Raw genomic sequence first — 14,957 nt, forward strand, 5'->3', positions numbered from 1 at the left:
ACAAAGGGATCCCTGGCTGGGGCATTTCGCAGGAGTAGGGGTTGCAGTAGACTGAGGAGCGCTATATTTTCTGCGATGGCCCATGCACAAGATCCCAGTTACTGTGATCACCGGATTTTTGGGATCCGGCAAAACCACCCTGATCCGTCACCTATTGCGCAACCCTGAGGGCCGTCGTATCGCTGTGATTGTCAATGAGTTTGGCGAGATGGGGATTGATGGTGAGCTGCTACAGGATTGCCAAATCTGCGAAGAAGGGGGATCCCCAACCGCCCCCGCACCGATTTTGGAACTGGCCAATGGCTGTCTTTGCTGCACGGTACAAGAAGAGTTTTTGCCCACCATGGAGGAACTGCTGCAACGACGGGAAGATCTTGACTGTATTGTGATCGAAACCTCTGGCTTAGCACTGCCCAAACCCTTGGTACAGGCCTTCCGCTGGCCTACGCTTCGCACCGGGGCAACCGTAGATGGAGTGATCACGGTGGTGGATTGTCAGGCCCTAGCCCGGGGGGAATATGTCAGCAATTTGGCGGCTCTAGAAGCCCAACGGCAAGTGGATACCAGCCTAGACCATGAAACGCCGATTGAGGAGCTGTTTGAGGATCAGCTGAGTTGTGCGGATCTGGTGTTGTTGACCAAGGTAGATCAGGTCAGCCCTACCGAACGGTTCCAAGTGGAAAACTGGCTGCGCCAAGAACTACCCACCGGGATCCAGGTGATCCCTTGCCAACAGGGCCAGATTGCGGCGGCAGTGCTGCTGGGCTTTAGTGCGGCTGTAGAAGACCAGTTAGACCAACGCCCCAGCCATCACGACCACGAAGGAGATCACGACCACGAAGCCTTCGACTCCCTGCATCTCACCCTGCCCCCGATCTCGGATCCAGGATCTTTAATCGCCCAACTGCGGCAACTGGTAGAAAAAGAATGCTTGTACCGCGTCAAGGGCTTTGTTGCGGTGACCGACAAATCCATGCGGATGGTGCTACAGGGGGTGGGATCCCGATTCGAAACCTACTACGACCGCCCCTGGCGTACAGACGAGCTGCGGCAAACTCGCTTGGTGTTGATTGGGCAACATCTTGACCGGAAGTGGATTCAAGCTCAGCTTCAACCCATGCCCACCGGTTGAGAGATTCATCCCTTCAGAGGTAGGCATCCAGTAACGTAGCCACCGTCGGAAACTGGGAAACCATGCCCAAACTTTCCGGACAAGCTGCCGGATAGACAAAATGTCGATGGTGCAAGCAATACTCATCCCATTCCGAAAGCTGTACCCGAAACAAAAAGGCCAATGACCGAAACAAACGCACCGGCAGCGGTACCCGAAAATAGATGGTTTTTTTGTAGTAGGCACACACCTGCTCCACACATTGATTGAGGGACAAAGGGGGATTGCCGAGCACCCAATCGCCACCTCCAGGCGGATGGGCGACCCAATGGGCCACCATCTGGGCAATATCGGCAGCATGGATAAAGTGAAAGCTGGCATCAACCCTCAAAAAGCGGATCAGATCCAACCAGCGGAACACGTCCTTGAGACCGCTGGTGATATGGGAGTAAGGATGGTGAGGGCTGCCCCCAAACAACAATGTTGGGTACAGAGTCAGGATACGATCCGGCCAGAAGCAGCTTTCCGGTCGGCGCATCAACATCTCGTACTTGCTGCGGATATAGTCGGTTCCAGCCCGTCCTGCTACAGCCAAAGGTTCGAGGGCATGGTTCAGGAGGCTGGCGGTGGAAAAGTAGATCACCTGCTGACAGCGATCCGGATCCAGCAAACTCAGCAACTCTAATGTATGGGTGACGTTGACCCCCCAAGCGGCTATGGGATCCCCCCAAGCGGCCGCCATGTGAATCAACCCATCCATTTGCCGAAGTAAGGTGGCCTGTTCGCCGATACGCATTAAATCTCCAGGCACCAAGGTAATTGGGGCGGGGAAACGTTCTATCGGCAGCCGTAGACGGGTGGGCTCGCGGATCAGCACATACAAATGGTAGGCCGGCTGGGTGGGATGGGCGGGATCCATCTGCTGGGCCAAGCGTTCCAAAACGTAGTGCCCCAAGCAGCCGCTAGCGCCAGTAAGAAACAGGTTCCGCAAAAGGTCTCCGGCCCGCCATCACCAACGGGAACTTGATCAAAAAAGCTTCTGACTAGTGTATCGTCTTGGTTCCCTTTTGCTGGGCTTGGGAAGATCAGGGATCCCCAGCGGAGTGGGGGAAGACCTGTTCAGGCTATGTGCAGACAAGGCTGGCAATTGACGGACAAGGATGTAAGCATGGTTGCAACCTTGGTTCCCCGCGAAGTTTGTTGTGACGACCTCCTCCTCCTCCCGCCCACGTGCTCTGAACCTCTGGCCACCCTTGGCCTTGGTTGTAGGACGGCTGACCCAAGCTCTGCCGGTGCTGCTGTTGATTACGGTGCTCAGCTTTTTGTTGTTGCAGTTGGCCCCAGGGGACTTTCTGGATCAGTTGCGGGCGGATCCCAATATTAGTCAAGAGTTTATCGCTCAAGAAGAGGCTCGCCTGGGGTTGGATCAGCCCTTGGTCTGGCAATACCTCATCTGGTTGGGAAACCTGCTGCGGGGAGATTTTGGCCTGAGCTACACCTACCGCATTCCGGTGTTGGGGCTGATCGCCTCCCGCGCTGGGGCTACCCTGCTGTTGGCGGCTGCCTCCATTTTGCTGACCTGGATGATCGCTGTTCCACTGGGGATCCTGGGAGCCCTGCGGCAAAATACCGCTCTGGATCGAGCTCTACAGCTGCTCAGCTACTTGGGACAGGCCATGCCCAGCTTTGTGCTGGCGATTTTGCTACTGATTTTGGCCCAAAATGTGGGTTGGCTACCGGTGGGAGGCATGACCAGTGTGTACTTCGCTGAGCTGAACCTGGGGGAAAAACTACTGGATTTGGGCCGCCACCTACTGTTGCCGACTTTGGTGCTCAGCATCACCAGCTTCGCCGGACTGCAACGGATCACACGCGGTAACTTCTTGGATGTGCTGCGACAGGAATACATTCAGGCGGCACGGGCACGGGGCATTCCCGAATGGCGGGTCATCGGTCTACACGCTCTCCGCAATGCCATTAACCCTTTGGTGACCCTTTTGGGCTTTGAGTTTGCCAATCTGCTTAGTGGTTCCTTTATTGCCGAGTTTTTCTTTAATTGGCCGGGGCTGGGCAAGCTGCTGCTCGAGGCGGTGCAGAGCTTCGATATCAATGTGGTGATGGCAGGGCTTTTGCTGGGGGCAGTGATGCTAATTCTGGGCAATTTACTGGCAGATCTGTTGTTGCAATGGGTGGATCCCCGTATTCGGCGGGATTCTCTCTTCTGACACTCCCCGCGCCCAACAACCGGGGATTCTTGGTTCTAGGAACTCGCTTGCTCTGACAGGACTGCTGCAAGCAGAGTAGAGATGGGTTCTCCCCAAGCGGGGCACGGTTGAGAATCTGTTGACACCCATGCTTAGGCTCTGTTGGGTTGCAGCGCTCCAAGCTGTCGTTCTATTTTGCTGGAGTTTAAACTCAACGGAATCTGAACTGTGGTTGGGTTCGTATCCAACTTGAACTGTCCCCTACTTGAGGAGCTATTTTTCCATGTTGTTCGGTGTCTCTGATGTTCAGCCCCGCCGGGTTTTCAAGCTTTTTTGTGGTTTGTGCTTGGCGGCTTTGTTATTTCTCAGTGGTTGTGGTAGCAGTAGTAACTCAGGGACTACTCTTCTGCCTCCGCCTCCTGGGGATGTGGTGTCTACCGCCGCCTTAACCCTTTCTCCTGATGTTGAGGTGCCTCCTGTAACGGTGCCTAGTGCTGCCAGTGGCAGTGCGGTAGTCACCCTTAACCAAACCGCCCGTACCCTGAGGGTTCAGGGGAATTTCACCAACCTAACCACCCCTCTTCGTCCCATCGCTGATTTTGGCCCCGGACACATTCACATTGCCCAACCTGCGGCAGGACAATCCTTCACGCAGGCCACAGGGCCGGTGATTTTTGTCTTGAATATGTTGCCAAATCCGGGGAATCAGTCGGGGAACTTCCAACTGGAAACCAGCCTCACCCCCGAGCAAGTATCCAGTTTCTTGGCGGGTGCCTACTACATCAACATCCATACCGAAGCCAATCCACCCGGAGAATTGCGTGCCCAGGTAGTTTTCCCGCTCTAGAAGCTTGAAATGCCAACCGATGGAGGCCAGGGATCCCGGCTGGGATCCTTTTTTTGGGGGAGCCGCGGATGCAACCGGTTGTTGTCAAAAATCAGCTCCTCCGTCACCAGAAGAGGATCGGATCCCGGAGAAATTGGCTATCCTGTGGATGGTTTTGGCAAATCCTGACCCAAACAGTACCCATGACAACCCCAATGCCAGAGCTGGTGGGAGGAAACGGTGGCTGACTACAATCGCGGCATCATGAAGTTCAACGGGGCGGATAGCCCAATGGTCATTTTGATCTCGGCAGCTGTTGTGGCCGGTGTGGTTTCGGCCTTGATCTGGTGGGCTCTACATTTCGCCTATGCTGTTTGAATGCTGAGCTAGCCTTGACCACTGAGTCTCTGTCCCTTCCCGGTTGGGATCGGAAGCACCTGCTGCGTTTGCAGCGGTCTCTCCAGGATTGGTTCTGTACCCAGGGCCGAGATCTGCCTTGGCGACACACTCAGGATCCCTATGCCATTTGGGTTTCGGAGGTGATGTTGCAGCAGACGCAAGTGGCGACGGTGATCCCCTATTTCCAGCGTTGGATGCAGGCGTTACCCCGGATCTCGGACTTGGCGGCTGCGCCCCAACACCAGGTGCTCAAACTTTGGGAAGGAATGGGCTATTACCGGCGGGCCCTGAATCTGCGTAGAGCTGCCCAGATCCTAATGCGGGAGCAGAATGGCGAATTTCCTAGGGATCTGAACAGGGTTCTGGCGTTGCCAGGGATTGGGCGCACCACTGCCGGAGGCATCCTCAGCGCAGCCTTTAATCAACCTGTGCCGATTTTGGATGGCAACGTGAAGCGGGTTTTGGCTCGTCTAGTTGCTTTGCAACACCCTCCTGCCCAGTGTTTGCCCCTCTTGTGGCAGCTTTCGGAACAAGTATTGGATCCCGTACAGCCGCGGAATTTTAATCAAGCCCTGATGGATTTGGGAGCAACGGTTTGCCGCCCCAAGCAGCCTCGCTGTGGAGAATGCCCTTGGCAAGCGGATTGCAGCGCCTACAATCGAGGTCAACACCACCAGTTGCCTATGTCTGTGCCCCGTGCTACCCGTCCCCACAAGCAAATTGCAGTGGCCATCGTTCTGCGAGGAAAAGAAATCCTCATTGACCAACGACTAGAAACCTCGATGCTGAGCGGATTGTGGGAGTTTCCGGGGGGGAAAATTGAACCGGGGGAAACGGCGGCTGAATGTGTGGTGCGGGAGGTGAAAGAAGAGATCGGCATCGATATTGAGGTGGTCACGGAGCTGGCCACGATTGAACATGCCTATACCCACTTCACCATTACTCTGATTGCCTTTATCTGTCGCTATTTGGGTGGAGAAGCCCAGGCTCTGCAATGTACCGAAGTGCGTTGGGTTAGTCCAGCAGCGCTGTCGGAGTTTCCCTTTCCGGGGGCCAATCAAAAGTTGTTTCCCTACCTGCATGCCTGGCTAGCCGAACAAAGAGAAACCTGGGATGCCGAGTAAAGTCGGATCCCCGAATAGGTTATCTCCGAGCCAGATCGGTCAGTCCAGCGCCCGCTCCGGCCATCTCCAACGGGGATCAGTCGAACATCCCAGTCCCACAAGCAGGGAACACAAGCACTGTTGCAATAAGTTCACGAGAAGGCTGTAAGGTAGTTGATATGTTAGTTGTATACTAATTGATCCATTTGGTATCTGCTGCGTGGTTTTCCCGTTGCCTAGCTTACAGTTTTCTTAACCAAATTTTCTTTTTTCTCTCTTTTGCGTGTGCCACTCTTGCGAACTGCTCTTTTGCGCTATTGGTTCTCAGTAGCGCCGGATACTCCAGTGCTAGAGGCCATACACCGCATGGCTCAAAGGGATCCCGAGCTCCCGGCCGTTGTCTGGGTACAACGGGGTAAGCACTTCCTGGGATATCTCTCTGCGCTGGATCTGCTGCAAGTGCTTCATCCCGGGCTCCCACCCCAAACTTCTGTCCAAGATCTGACTTGGGCAAACCCGCAGGGGATCCCTTGGCCCAAGCCAGCCGTCGAACGGGAGCTGAGCTTTTTACTGGATGCAGCTCGTCTTTTGACGCAACAGAAAACAGAAGCCTTGCCAGTTTTGGATGCCAAGGGCCATCTGAAAGGGATCCTCACCCCTCTGAGCCTCTTACAAGCCCTAAAACCCTTGAAGTTGCTTCGGCATCATGCTGTGGGCTTTTGGGTACAGCCTTTGCCCCTGCAAGCGCCTGCTGATCTGCTCCTGGGTTCTTTACTGCCTTTACTGGTGCAACATCGGGCGGAATCGGTGTTGTTACGGGATCCCCAACGCCACACCCCCATCGGTTGGATCCAGGCTGAACAGGTGTTGCAGATTGCTCAAGACACTCCCGATTGGCAATCCATACCTGCCCAAAGCCATTGCCTCCCCTATGGAACCCCTCTGGATGCTTCCGAAAATTTGGGGTCGGTCTACGAACGCTTGCTACAGGAGCCGAGTCGGAAACTGTTGGTGGTGGATCGTCAGGCGCAAGTTACGGGATGGGTAGGCCCTCAACAGCTGTTGCACATTCTGCTGCCCGAGCAATTGTTTCTCAGTCATCGTAGGGGTGAAGAAGCCGAGGAATTACCCGAAGAATTTCTGGGCCAAACTGAGGATAGACCGATATCCCCGCACTTCCATCCAGAATTGGTTGCATTGGATCAGTTCAAACGCCGTTGGGCAGAAGAAGCGTTGCGCAAAAGCGAAAGTCTGCGTCACGCCATTTTGGCTCACATGCCTGCTGTCATTTGGTTGGTGGATCGGGATTTGCGCTATACCTACTTCTCCGGGGCCAATCTGCATCAGTTTGGCATCGACCCACAAGTGGCCCTGGGCAGAACTCTAGCGGAGGTGTATGGGGAATCTGGGGATGGCTGGCACAGTCGGCATCATCGCATGGCCCTAGAAGGGATCCCTTGTGCCTATGAAGCCAAAGTAGCCGGGATCACCTACGAGTGCCGGGTAGATCTGTTGCCCAACCACGAAGGGGTAATCGGCATTGCCATCGACATCAGCAAGCGCAAAGAAGCAGAAGCCCGGCTGGAGCATTTGGCCCATTACGATCCTTTGACACAACTGCCCAACCGCACCCTATTTCAGCGCCGGTTGCAGGAATTCTTACAGCAACCCCATCCCTTGGCGGTGTTGTTTTTGGATCTGGATGATTTCAAAACCATCAACGATAGCCTCGGCCATAGTGCTGGGGATCGGGTTCTACAACAGATTGCCCAGCGGTTGCAGGAGCAGGTGCCGGCTGGGGATCTGATGGCTCGCATGGGGGGGGATGAGTTCACATTTATTCTGACTCACCTAGACAACCCCAAGCAGGCCCTCAATCTGGCCCAGTCTCTGCTGGATACCTTTGACCAGCCGATTTTGTTGGATAACCATGAGCTCTACGTGAGCGGCAGCATTGGCATCAGCTTTTACCCACAGGATGCCACTGACCTAGACAGCCTGGTGCAGTATGCCGACGCCGCCATGTACCGAGCCAAAGCCCAGTCCCGCAACAGTTATCAGGTTCATCATTCCGACCCCCAACCCGAGGCACTCAGTCGTCTCACCTTAGAAAGCCGTCTGCGCCGCGCCATCGAGCAGGATCAGATGCAGGTATTCTACCAGCCCCAGTGGGATATCGATGGGCAAAAAATTGTCGGGGCGGAAGCCCTGGTGCGCTGGGATCCCCTGAGCCCAGAATCTTTCTCGCCGGACCAATTTATCCCCTTAGCGGAAGAAACCGGGTTGATTTTGCCCCTGGGGGAATCGGTATTGCGGCGGGCCTGTGCCGCCGCCCAAAGTTGGCGCACCCAAGGTTGGCCGGAGATCACCGTGGCGGTTAACCTATCGATGCGACAGTTCCAACAGCAAGATATGGTGACACGGCTGAAAAGCATTTTGGCGGAAACCCAACTACCCGCCGCCGCTCTGGAACTGGAGATTACCGAAACCACCGCCGCTAAAGATTTTGACCAAACCCTCGAGATTCTGCGCCGGCTTTACCATCTGGGGGTGAAGTTGGCCATCGACGATTTTGGTACCGGCTATTCTTCGATTAACTACCTGAAGCGATTCCCCTTGCACAAGCTCAAGATCGATCAGTCCTTCGTCCGGGATTTGAACACGACGATGGTGCCCCTGAGTCGCTACGAAAAAAGTGATATTGCTGTGGTGGCTGCCATCATCGACCTGGGCCATAGCCTCAATTTACGGGTGGCCGCTGAAGGGGTAGAGACCCTCTCACAATTGGATATTTTGCAAAACTTAAAGTGCGATGAGGTGCAAGGGTTTCTGTTGGGGCATCCCGTCACAGCCACGGATTTTTTGCAGCAATTACGTGAACATGCATAATCCGCCAAATGGTCTAGATGGAGCTAGCCCTGTTCCCCCAAGACATCCGGTAGGATAAAGGATGTTCTGCTTCCGTGAGCCACGGATATGCTCATCACTCTGGAAAAAGCTGGGGAGATTCTTGCCAAGGGATCCCACATAGCCATTACTACCACTGATGGCAAGATTGCCCTGGTGCCCAAGGACAAAGAAACCTTGAAGCTGACCTCCACTGAAGCTGTCAATATGATGTTCTACGTCGTTCGCTCTGCTGAGCCGGCAGAAACCGTGATGGTGCAACTAGAAGAAGCAATCGCCAAAGCCCAAGCCCCAGATCCTGCCGAAGAACGGGCCAGAAAATATCGGGAAATTCGCGGCACCTAGGGGATCCGGTATAGTTGGGTGTGGATTCGGATCCCCTACGGGAAACCTACAAGAAATTTAAAGACTGGAGGGGCTGAGGGCGACGAGGTTGCCGTCAGTAGTCCACCCTAGCAACATGGGTTCCTGCGGTTGAATGGGTTGGCCAGTGAGGGCACAGCGCTGAGCTTGATGGGCCGTGACAGGGAAGCTGGCTTGAATATCGGTGGGGTTGAGTGTCAGGCTCTCTCCGGAATGACGGTGTACGTAGTTCCAAAGAATTTCTCGTACCAAAGCCTGATAGCCCTGATCTCCGGCCAGCGATTTGAGCCGATCCTTAAGTTCCCGTTCCAGTCGAATGCTGGTGACCTCCATTTCGGTGGTGGGAATGCGAGGTGCGGTAGCAGCGATCATGAAGGGATCCTCCTGAGAAAGCGTGTATTACTCCTGTAGTATAACTTCCCTTCACCCCTGTGGACGGGAGTCTTATCCTATGATGGTGAGGCAAAATGCCTTTGAGCCATGGTTTCTTTTCTTGCTGAACACCCTGTCACTGCTGAACAGGTGCAGGGGGGGTTTCATGCCCTCTCGGATCCGATTCGCCTGCAGGTGCTGCACCTGTTGCAGGGTCGGGAATTGTGCGTTTGTGATCTGTGTGAGATTTTAGAGGTCAGTCAGTCGAAGTTGTCTTTTCACCTAAAAACCTTGCGAGATGCCGAGTTGGTCAATGCTCGCCAGCAAGGACGTTGGATTTACTACAGTCTTAATCCTCCCCGCTTTCAGCTCTTGCAGCACTTTTTGGATCAGCTAGGGCAAGCGGACACTCCCCAAATCGCGGCTCCCTGTGCAGAAGATGCCTAAAGACCGACAGGGGATCCCTGAGGAGCTGGGATCTGAGTGGCTATCGGCCTTAAGGGCCTGTTGGCGCTTATCGGCCCCCTTGGCAGCGGCTGAAATGGCCCAAACTGCCACGACGTTTATTGACGCCATGATGATGGGTTGGCTGGGGGAAGAGACCTTGGCGGCTGGGGCTTTGGGAACGGTGCTGGTTCATTTTGTGATCACCGTCAGCAGTGGCATTGTCAGCGCCCTCAGCCCTCTGGTCGCCATGGCCTATGGGGCTCGAAAGCTGAATCAGATGGGATCCCTGACGCGGCAAACGTTAGGGTTGGCCATTCTGTTGGGGATTTTGGGGTGGATCCCGCTGTGGTACGGAGAACCGCTCCTGCTGGCCTTGGGACAGTCGGGATCCACTGCAGCGCTGGCTTCTACCTATCTGCGGGCGATCAGTTGGGGGTTGGTGCCAGCTCTGGCCTTTGCGGTGTTGAAAAACTTGGTGACGGCTCTGTCGCGTCCGCGCCCGGTGATGCTGGTGATGCTGGGGGGCACTCTCCTCAATAGCGTGGGGAACGCGGTGCTGATGTTTGGTTGGTTCGGCTTCCCGGAGCTGGGCTTGGCGGGGATCGGCTGGTCAAGCACCTTCTCTTTTGGGGCGCTGGCTGTGGCGATGGGCCTGTACGTGCTGCGGCAGCCTCAGTTTCAAGGGTTTCAGATTTTCTGGCCTGTTCAAGGGGGTCAGGGATCCCATTGGGGGGATTTGCTGCGGATTGGCCTGCCGGTGGGCGGGCTAGTGGCGGTGGAGTTTGGCATGTTTGCGGCCACGGCCTTGCTCATGGGCACTTTGGGCACAACCCCTTTGGCTGCCCATCAAATGGCGATTCAGACGGCAGCGGTGGCCTTTGCGGTGGTTAGGGGCATTTCCTACGGGGCTACGGTGCAGGTGGGGCAGCAGCGGGGAGCCGCCAACCGGCCTGGAACTCGTGCGGCAGGGTGGGCAGCATTGGCTCTAGGTTCTGTATTCATGCTGGGGGTGGCGGCGGGGTTTTGGTTCTTCCCCGAAGGGATCGTGGCGCTGTTCTTGGATATTAGAGATGCGGCCAATCAGCCGGTGGTGGAGTACACCTGCCGGTTATTGGGGGTGGCAGCGGTCTTTCAATGGGTGGATGGGGGCCAGGTGATTGCGGCGGGAGCGTTGCGGGGATTAAAAGATACGCGGATCCCATTTTTGATCGGGATCCTCGCCTATTGGGGGGTGGGCTTGCCGAGCGGCTACTGGCTGGGGTTTGGGCTGGGGATGGGCGGGTTTGGCCTCTGGTGGGGCTTGGCACTGGGGCTGACGGTGGCTGCTGTTATCTTGACCGTGAGATTTGCCCAATTAACGCGCTGAACGCCAGGTGACACAGAGCATACAGCCTTTTCCGACTGCACACAGGCCCTTGAGCTAGGTCAAAAACCCTATGGAGCAAGGGATTGACCTGAATCTGCCATATCAGATGAAGATCTAGGTGGTGGCTATTTTCCGCAAATCCAGCCGGGGCAAACCCTAAAACTTTGGGGATCCTGGAAGGAGCATCCGCAGTATGGATCCCAACTCAGCGCCGACCGTTTTCAGGAAACCCAACCGGCAACCTTGACTGGTATTGAAAAATATCTCGGTTCAGGGCTGATCAAAGGGGTGGGGCCCGCCACAGCCAAGCGGATTGTGCAGCACTTTGGCCTAGAAACCTTACAGGTGATCGAACAGGAAACTAGCCGTTTGCGGGAAGTGCCAGGGGTGGGATCCTACCGGGTGCAACGCATCGAGCAAGCTTGGCAGGAACAAAAATCTATTTAAAGAGGTGATGCTGTTTTTGCAGTCCCATCGGGTGAGTACCCCCCATGCCGTCAAAATCTTCAAAATCTACGGGGATACCGCCATCGCCACGGTAAACACAACCCTTATCAACTGTCCCAGGATATTTGGGGCATTGGCTGCAAAACCACCGACCAGATCGCCCAAAACCTAGGGATCCCTGCCGACAGCGATGCGAGGCTCCAAGCCGGCCTTAGCTAGGCTCTGCTCACCGCCACCGAAGAAGGCCATTGCTATTTGCCGATTGATACCTTAATGGCTCAAGCCGCCGCCCTGTTGGGATTAACCGACCAAGCCGGGATCCTGGAACGCCTGCGGGAAAACGCCCGCCAGTTGGTACAGCAAGATCAGATCAAAGCAGAGAAACTGCCCAATGGCCTGGCAGCCTGCTATCACCCACCCCTCTCTAGCCCTGGCCTATGCCATCACCATTCACCGCGCTCAAGGCTCCGAATATCCCGTCGTCATTCTGCCCATTCACATCCAGCATTTTCCAATGTTGAGCCGCAACCTGCTCTATACCGGCCTTACCCGTGCCAAGCAACAGGCCTGGCTGGTGGGCACCTCAACAGCCATTGCCATGCGGCAAGTGAATGCCCAACGACGTTATACCCATTTGGCGCAACGGTTGCACCCCACCCCTGCCAATTTACTGCCGTAACAAGAGCAAAATCACCCCCGCAATCACGCTGATGGTGGCCCCCGCAATCAGGGTATTGGCACGGTTGGCAGAGTCTTCGGCAAATTTGAAAAATCGCTCATCCCAGCGCTGCACCTCCTGCCGCAGCCGTTCGTCGTTCTGAGTCATGCGCTCATCCAGTTGACCGACCCGCTCATCCAGTTGACCCACACGATGATCCAACTGGCTCACTCGCTCATCCAAGCGGGCAATGTCTCGCGCCACATCTGCCCGAATCAGGCGCACTTCGTTCAAAACATCCAAAAGGGTGGGTTCTGCGGGGTTGCTCATCGGCGTCCGTCAGCTCAGGTTTGGCTTGCCTCTATTCTCTCCTGTCTCCCACTGACAGGGATCCACAGGTGCAAACCCATTTAACTCAAACATCACGCACCTGAACAACACAGGCCCAAAAGAGTCTGCTAGGCTGACTTAAGCTTTAGCTCAGATTTCAAATTCTTTCTCTGGTCATGACCGACACCATTCGCCTATCCTCCCCGGCTGCCCCCACAGCAGCCCAGCAGGGATCCCCGCCTCCGGCTCGCAAACCCCACCCCCTCTTGCGGCTGCTCAGCTACGGACGGGCCTACCACCGGCAAATGGGGCTGGCCACCCTCTGCTCGGTCTTGAACCAATTCTTTGACTTGGCTCCCCCCTTTATCATTGGTGCGGCCATCGACATCGTGGCCCAACGGGAAAGTCGCCTGATCAACTGGTTCACAATCGGGGATTTGGGGGACTTGCGCACCCAGTTTTTGATCTTGACCGGTCTTAGCTTTTTGATCTGGTGGTTGGAGTCAGCCTTCGAGTATGCCTATGCGCGGCTGTGGCGGAACCTGGCCCAAAACATCGAACATGATTTGCGCCTAGATGCTTATCGCCACGTCCAGGAGCTAGAGACCGCCTACTTTGAGGAGCGCAGCACGGGCGGCCTGATGGCCATTCTGAATGATGACATTAACCAACTGGAGCGTTTTTTGGATATGGGCGCCAATGAGCTGATCCACGTCGCCGCCACCATTGTCATCATCTCCATCGCCTTTGTGCTACTAGCTCCCGGCATTGCTTGGACGGCCGTCTTGCCCATGCCTTTCGTAATTTGGGGATCCCTGATCTTTCAGCGGTATTTGGCGCCCCGCTATGCGGAGGTGCGGAGCAAGGTGAGCCTCCTCAGTGGCCGCTTGGCCAACAACCTGGGGGGTATGACCACCATCAAGAGCTTTGTAACAGAAGACTACGAAATTGAGCGCCTACGGGCTGATAGCGAAGCCTACCGCCAAAGTAATTTTCGGGCCATCGCCCTCAGTGCTGCCTTTATTCCCCTGATTCGCAATGTAATCTTGCTGGGCTTTGCGGCGACCTTGCTGTTTGGCGGCTTCCAAACCGCTGATGGCCTGATGTCAGTGGGGGTCTACAGCATGATGGTGTTTTTGATCCAACGACTGCTCTGGCCCCTCACCCGCCTGGGAGAAACCATGGATCAATATCAACGGGCCATGGCCTCTACGAATCGTGTCCTGGATTTGTTGGATACCCCGATCCAGATCCAATCGGGCACCACTCCTCTCGTTAAGGAAAAGGTGCAAGGGGAGATCGTGTTACAGGATGTCACCTTTGCCTATCACGACCGCCGACCCATTCTCGAGCGATTACAGTTACGAATCCCGGCAGGACAAACCATCGCCATTGTCGGAGCCACCGGTTCTGGGAAGAGCACGCTGGTGAAGCTGCTGTTGCGCCTTTACGAAATTCGTTCCGGTGTGATTACTCTGGATGGCATCGATATTCGCCAACTGCAACTGCGGGATCTGCGACGAGCCATGGGTTGGGTTAGTCAAGATGTGTTTTTGTTTCACGGTACTGTGGCGGAAAATATTGCCTACGGTAGCCCTGAGGCTACACCTGAGGAGATTGTGCGAGCCGCCCAACTGGCAGAAGCCCACGAGTTTATTGAGTCCTTGCCCAGAGGGTATGACACGATCGTGGGAGAACGGGGACAAAAGCTCTCAGGAGGTCAACGGCAACGCCTGGCCATTGCCCGTGCCATTCTCAAGAACCCGCCCATTTTAATCTTGGATGAGGCCACCAGCGCTGTGGACAACGAAACGGAAGCGGCCATTCAACGCTCGCTAGAGAAGATCACCCGCAACCGCACCACCATTGCCATCGCCCATCGCCTCTCCACGATTCGAGATGCGGATCAAATCTATGTGATGGAGCAGGGACGGATTGCTGAATATGGGGATCACGATACATTGCTGGCGAAAAATGGCCTCTATGCAGCCCTCTGGCGGGTACAAACCGGCATTCGCTCCTGATTCCCGCTTGTGTTCCTTGGGTGTTGTCCCCCTTGAAGTCCATCAACGTTCTCTGACAGCGGATCCCGTACCTCTAGTTAAGATCGATACAGGATAGGGGGAGGCAACATGATATACGAACAGGAAGAGGAGTTAGAACGCATTCACCGGACGCACCTATGGAACCGCCTCAAAAAACGGGTGGCACACGCCCAGTCGGATCCGACGCTGCTGGCTTTGCTGGCACGAGAGGCTCTTGAGCTGGGCTTTGCTTTGCCTGCTTCCTCCTGCCAATCGATGTTGGATCCCCGTGCTGAGCCACCCCATGGGGATCCTCACCATGCCCAGTGAAGCTTGCCCCTCTATGCCAAAATGGGGGACAAAGGCCAGCAAAAAACCTAAAACGGTCGAATACCCGAAA

General features: G+C 55.4%; 16 protein-coding genes and 2 pseudogenes. 15 read left to right on the forward strand and 3 right to left on the reverse strand.

Annotation, left to right across the window (positions count from 1 at the left end; translation table 11 throughout):
* The first annotated feature begins 82 nt into the window (after positions 1-82).
* Positions 83-1,132, forward strand: a complete 1,050-nt coding sequence (cobW, locus tag L1047_RS07930; RefSeq protein ID WP_235278341.1) for a cobalamin biosynthesis protein CobW — start codon at positions 83-85, stop codon at positions 1,130-1,132.
* 13 nt (positions 1,133-1,145) lie between these two features.
* Here cobW and L1047_RS07935 read toward each other — a convergent pair whose 3' ends face one another.
* A complete protein-coding gene (locus tag L1047_RS07935; RefSeq protein WP_235278342.1) occupies positions 1,146-2,102 on the reverse strand; it encodes an NAD-dependent epimerase/dehydratase family protein in 957 nt (318 codons plus the stop codon).
* A 211-nt stretch (positions 2,103-2,313) separates the two neighbouring features.
* On the opposite strand from L1047_RS07935, the gene L1047_RS07940 reads away from it, so the two are divergent.
* The 6 genes from L1047_RS07940 (at position 2,314) to L1047_RS07965 (ending at position 8,895) form a co-directional block, all read left to right on the forward strand.
* The gene (locus tag L1047_RS07940) at positions 2,314-3,336 is read left to right on the forward strand and encodes an ABC transporter permease (RefSeq protein WP_235278343.1); all 1,023 of its coding nucleotides are present in this window, start codon (positions 2,314-2,316) and stop codon (positions 3,334-3,336) included.
* Between the two features lie 409 nt (positions 3,337-3,745).
* The gene (locus L1047_RS07945) at positions 3,746-4,162 is read left to right on the forward strand and encodes a CHRD domain-containing protein (protein ID WP_235278344.1); all 417 of its coding nucleotides are present in this window, start codon (positions 3,746-3,748) and stop codon (positions 4,160-4,162) included.
* A gap of 219 nt (positions 4,163-4,381) precedes the next feature.
* Positions 4,382-4,519, forward strand: coding sequence for a hypothetical protein (locus L1047_RS07950; protein ID WP_235278345.1), 138 nt, complete (start codon positions 4,382-4,384; stop codon positions 4,517-4,519).
* Positions 4,520-4,533: 14 nt separating this feature from the next.
* Positions 4,534-5,664 (forward strand): A/G-specific adenine glycosylase, encoded by a 1,131-nt coding sequence (gene mutY, locus L1047_RS07955; protein WP_235278346.1) that lies wholly within the window; start codon positions 4,534-4,536, stop codon positions 5,662-5,664.
* Between the two features lie 273 nt (positions 5,665-5,937).
* Positions 5,938-8,532 carry an EAL domain-containing protein gene (locus tag L1047_RS07960; RefSeq protein WP_235278347.1) on the forward strand — a complete coding sequence of 865 codons (2,595 nt, stop codon included), beginning with the start codon at positions 5,938-5,940 and terminating at the stop codon, positions 8,530-8,532.
* 87 nt (positions 8,533-8,619) lie between these two features.
* Complete coding sequence (locus L1047_RS07965; protein WP_235278348.1) at positions 8,620-8,895, forward strand: hypothetical protein; 276 nt, start codon at positions 8,620-8,622, stop codon at positions 8,893-8,895.
* Between the two features lie 57 nt (positions 8,896-8,952).
* Here the strand turns inward: L1047_RS07965 and L1047_RS07970 are convergent, their stop codons facing one another.
* Positions 8,953-9,285 carry a ribbon-helix-helix domain-containing protein gene (locus tag L1047_RS07970; RefSeq protein WP_235278349.1) on the reverse strand — a complete coding sequence of 111 codons (333 nt, stop codon included), beginning with the start codon at positions 9,283-9,285 and terminating at the stop codon, positions 8,953-8,955.
* Between the two features lie 108 nt (positions 9,286-9,393).
* Between L1047_RS07970 and L1047_RS07975 the strand changes: the two genes are divergently transcribed.
* From L1047_RS07975 to L1047_RS07995, 6 genes and pseudogenes are all read left to right on the forward strand, one after another.
* Positions 9,394-9,732: an ArsR/SmtB family transcription factor gene (locus L1047_RS07975; protein ID WP_235278350.1), complete on the forward strand. Its 339-nt coding sequence runs from the start codon at positions 9,394-9,396 to the stop codon at positions 9,730-9,732.
* Positions 9,725-11,098, forward strand: a complete 1,374-nt coding sequence (locus L1047_RS07980; RefSeq protein WP_235278902.1) for an MATE family efflux transporter — start codon at positions 9,725-9,727, stop codon at positions 11,096-11,098. The genes L1047_RS07975 and L1047_RS07980 overlap by 8 nt, the downstream gene beginning before the upstream one ends.
* Positions 11,099-11,197: 99 nt before the next feature.
* Positions 11,198-11,323 (forward strand): annotated as a pseudogene (locus L1047_RS16770) (YrrC family ATP-dependent DNA helicase); the annotation flags it as partial.
* Between the two features lie 63 nt (positions 11,324-11,386).
* The gene (locus tag L1047_RS07985) at positions 11,387-11,545 is read left to right on the forward strand and encodes a helix-hairpin-helix domain-containing protein (RefSeq protein ID WP_235278351.1); all 159 of its coding nucleotides are present in this window, start codon (positions 11,387-11,389) and stop codon (positions 11,543-11,545) included.
* Positions 11,546-11,552: 7 nt separating this feature from the next.
* A pseudogene (locus tag L1047_RS16645) lies at positions 11,553-11,764 on the forward strand (helix-hairpin-helix domain-containing protein).
* 172 nt (positions 11,765-11,936) lie between these two features.
* A complete protein-coding gene (locus L1047_RS07995) occupies positions 11,937-12,224 on the forward strand; it encodes an ATP-binding domain-containing protein (protein ID WP_235278352.1) in 288 nt (95 codons plus the stop codon).
* On the opposite strand, the gene L1047_RS08000 is transcribed toward L1047_RS07995, so the two are convergent.
* Positions 12,213-12,533: a hypothetical protein gene (locus L1047_RS08000; RefSeq protein WP_235278353.1), complete on the reverse strand. Its 321-nt coding sequence runs from the start codon at positions 12,531-12,533 to the stop codon at positions 12,213-12,215. The genes L1047_RS07995 and L1047_RS08000 overlap by 12 nt on opposite strands.
* Before the next feature lie 305 nt (positions 12,534-12,838).
* Between L1047_RS08000 and L1047_RS08005 the strand changes: the two genes are divergently transcribed.
* Both L1047_RS08005 and L1047_RS08010 read left to right on the forward strand, forming a co-directional pair.
* The gene (locus tag L1047_RS08005) at positions 12,839-14,557 is read left to right on the forward strand and encodes an ABC transporter ATP-binding protein (RefSeq protein ID WP_235278904.1); all 1,719 of its coding nucleotides are present in this window, start codon (positions 12,839-12,841) and stop codon (positions 14,555-14,557) included.
* A 108-nt stretch (positions 14,558-14,665) separates the two neighbouring features.
* Positions 14,666-14,887, forward strand: a complete 222-nt coding sequence (locus tag L1047_RS08010) for a hypothetical protein (RefSeq protein ID WP_235278354.1) — start codon at positions 14,666-14,668, stop codon at positions 14,885-14,887.
* Positions 14,888-14,957 lie beyond the last annotated feature (70 nt).

Source organism: Synechococcus sp. Nb3U1, assembly GCF_021533835.1.
Taxonomy (GTDB): Bacteria; Cyanobacteriota; Cyanobacteriia; order Thermostichales; family Thermostichaceae; genus Thermostichus.

Bases quoted from the DNA above. Each gene is read 5' to 3' on its own strand.
- cobW (WP_235278341.1), top strand. From the start codon at position 83: ATGCACAAGATCCCAGTTACTGTGATCACCGGATTTTTGGGATCCGGC.
- L1047_RS07965 (WP_235278348.1), top strand. From the start codon at position 8,620: ATGCTCATCACTCTGGAAAAAGCTGGGGAGATTCTTGCCAAGGGATCC.
- L1047_RS07970 (WP_235278349.1), bottom strand. From the start codon at position 9,285: ATGATCGCTGCTACCGCACCTCGCATTCCCACCACCGAAATGGAGGTC.
- L1047_RS07975 (WP_235278350.1), top strand. From the start codon at position 9,394: ATGGTTTCTTTTCTTGCTGAACACCCTGTCACTGCTGAACAGGTGCAG.
- L1047_RS07980 (WP_235278902.1), top strand. From the start codon at position 9,725: ATGCCTAAAGACCGACAGGGGATCCCTGAGGAGCTGGGATCTGAGTGG.
- L1047_RS07995 (WP_235278352.1), top strand. From the start codon at position 11,937: ATGGCCTGGCAGCCTGCTATCACCCACCCCTCTCTAGCCCTGGCCTAT.
- L1047_RS08000 (WP_235278353.1), bottom strand. From the start codon at position 12,533: ATGAGCAACCCCGCAGAACCCACCCTTTTGGATGTTTTGAACGAAGTG.
- L1047_RS08005 (WP_235278904.1), top strand. From the start codon at position 12,839: ATGGGGCTGGCCACCCTCTGCTCGGTCTTGAACCAATTCTTTGACTTG.
- L1047_RS08010 (WP_235278354.1), top strand. From the start codon at position 14,666: ATGATATACGAACAGGAAGAGGAGTTAGAACGCATTCACCGGACGCAC.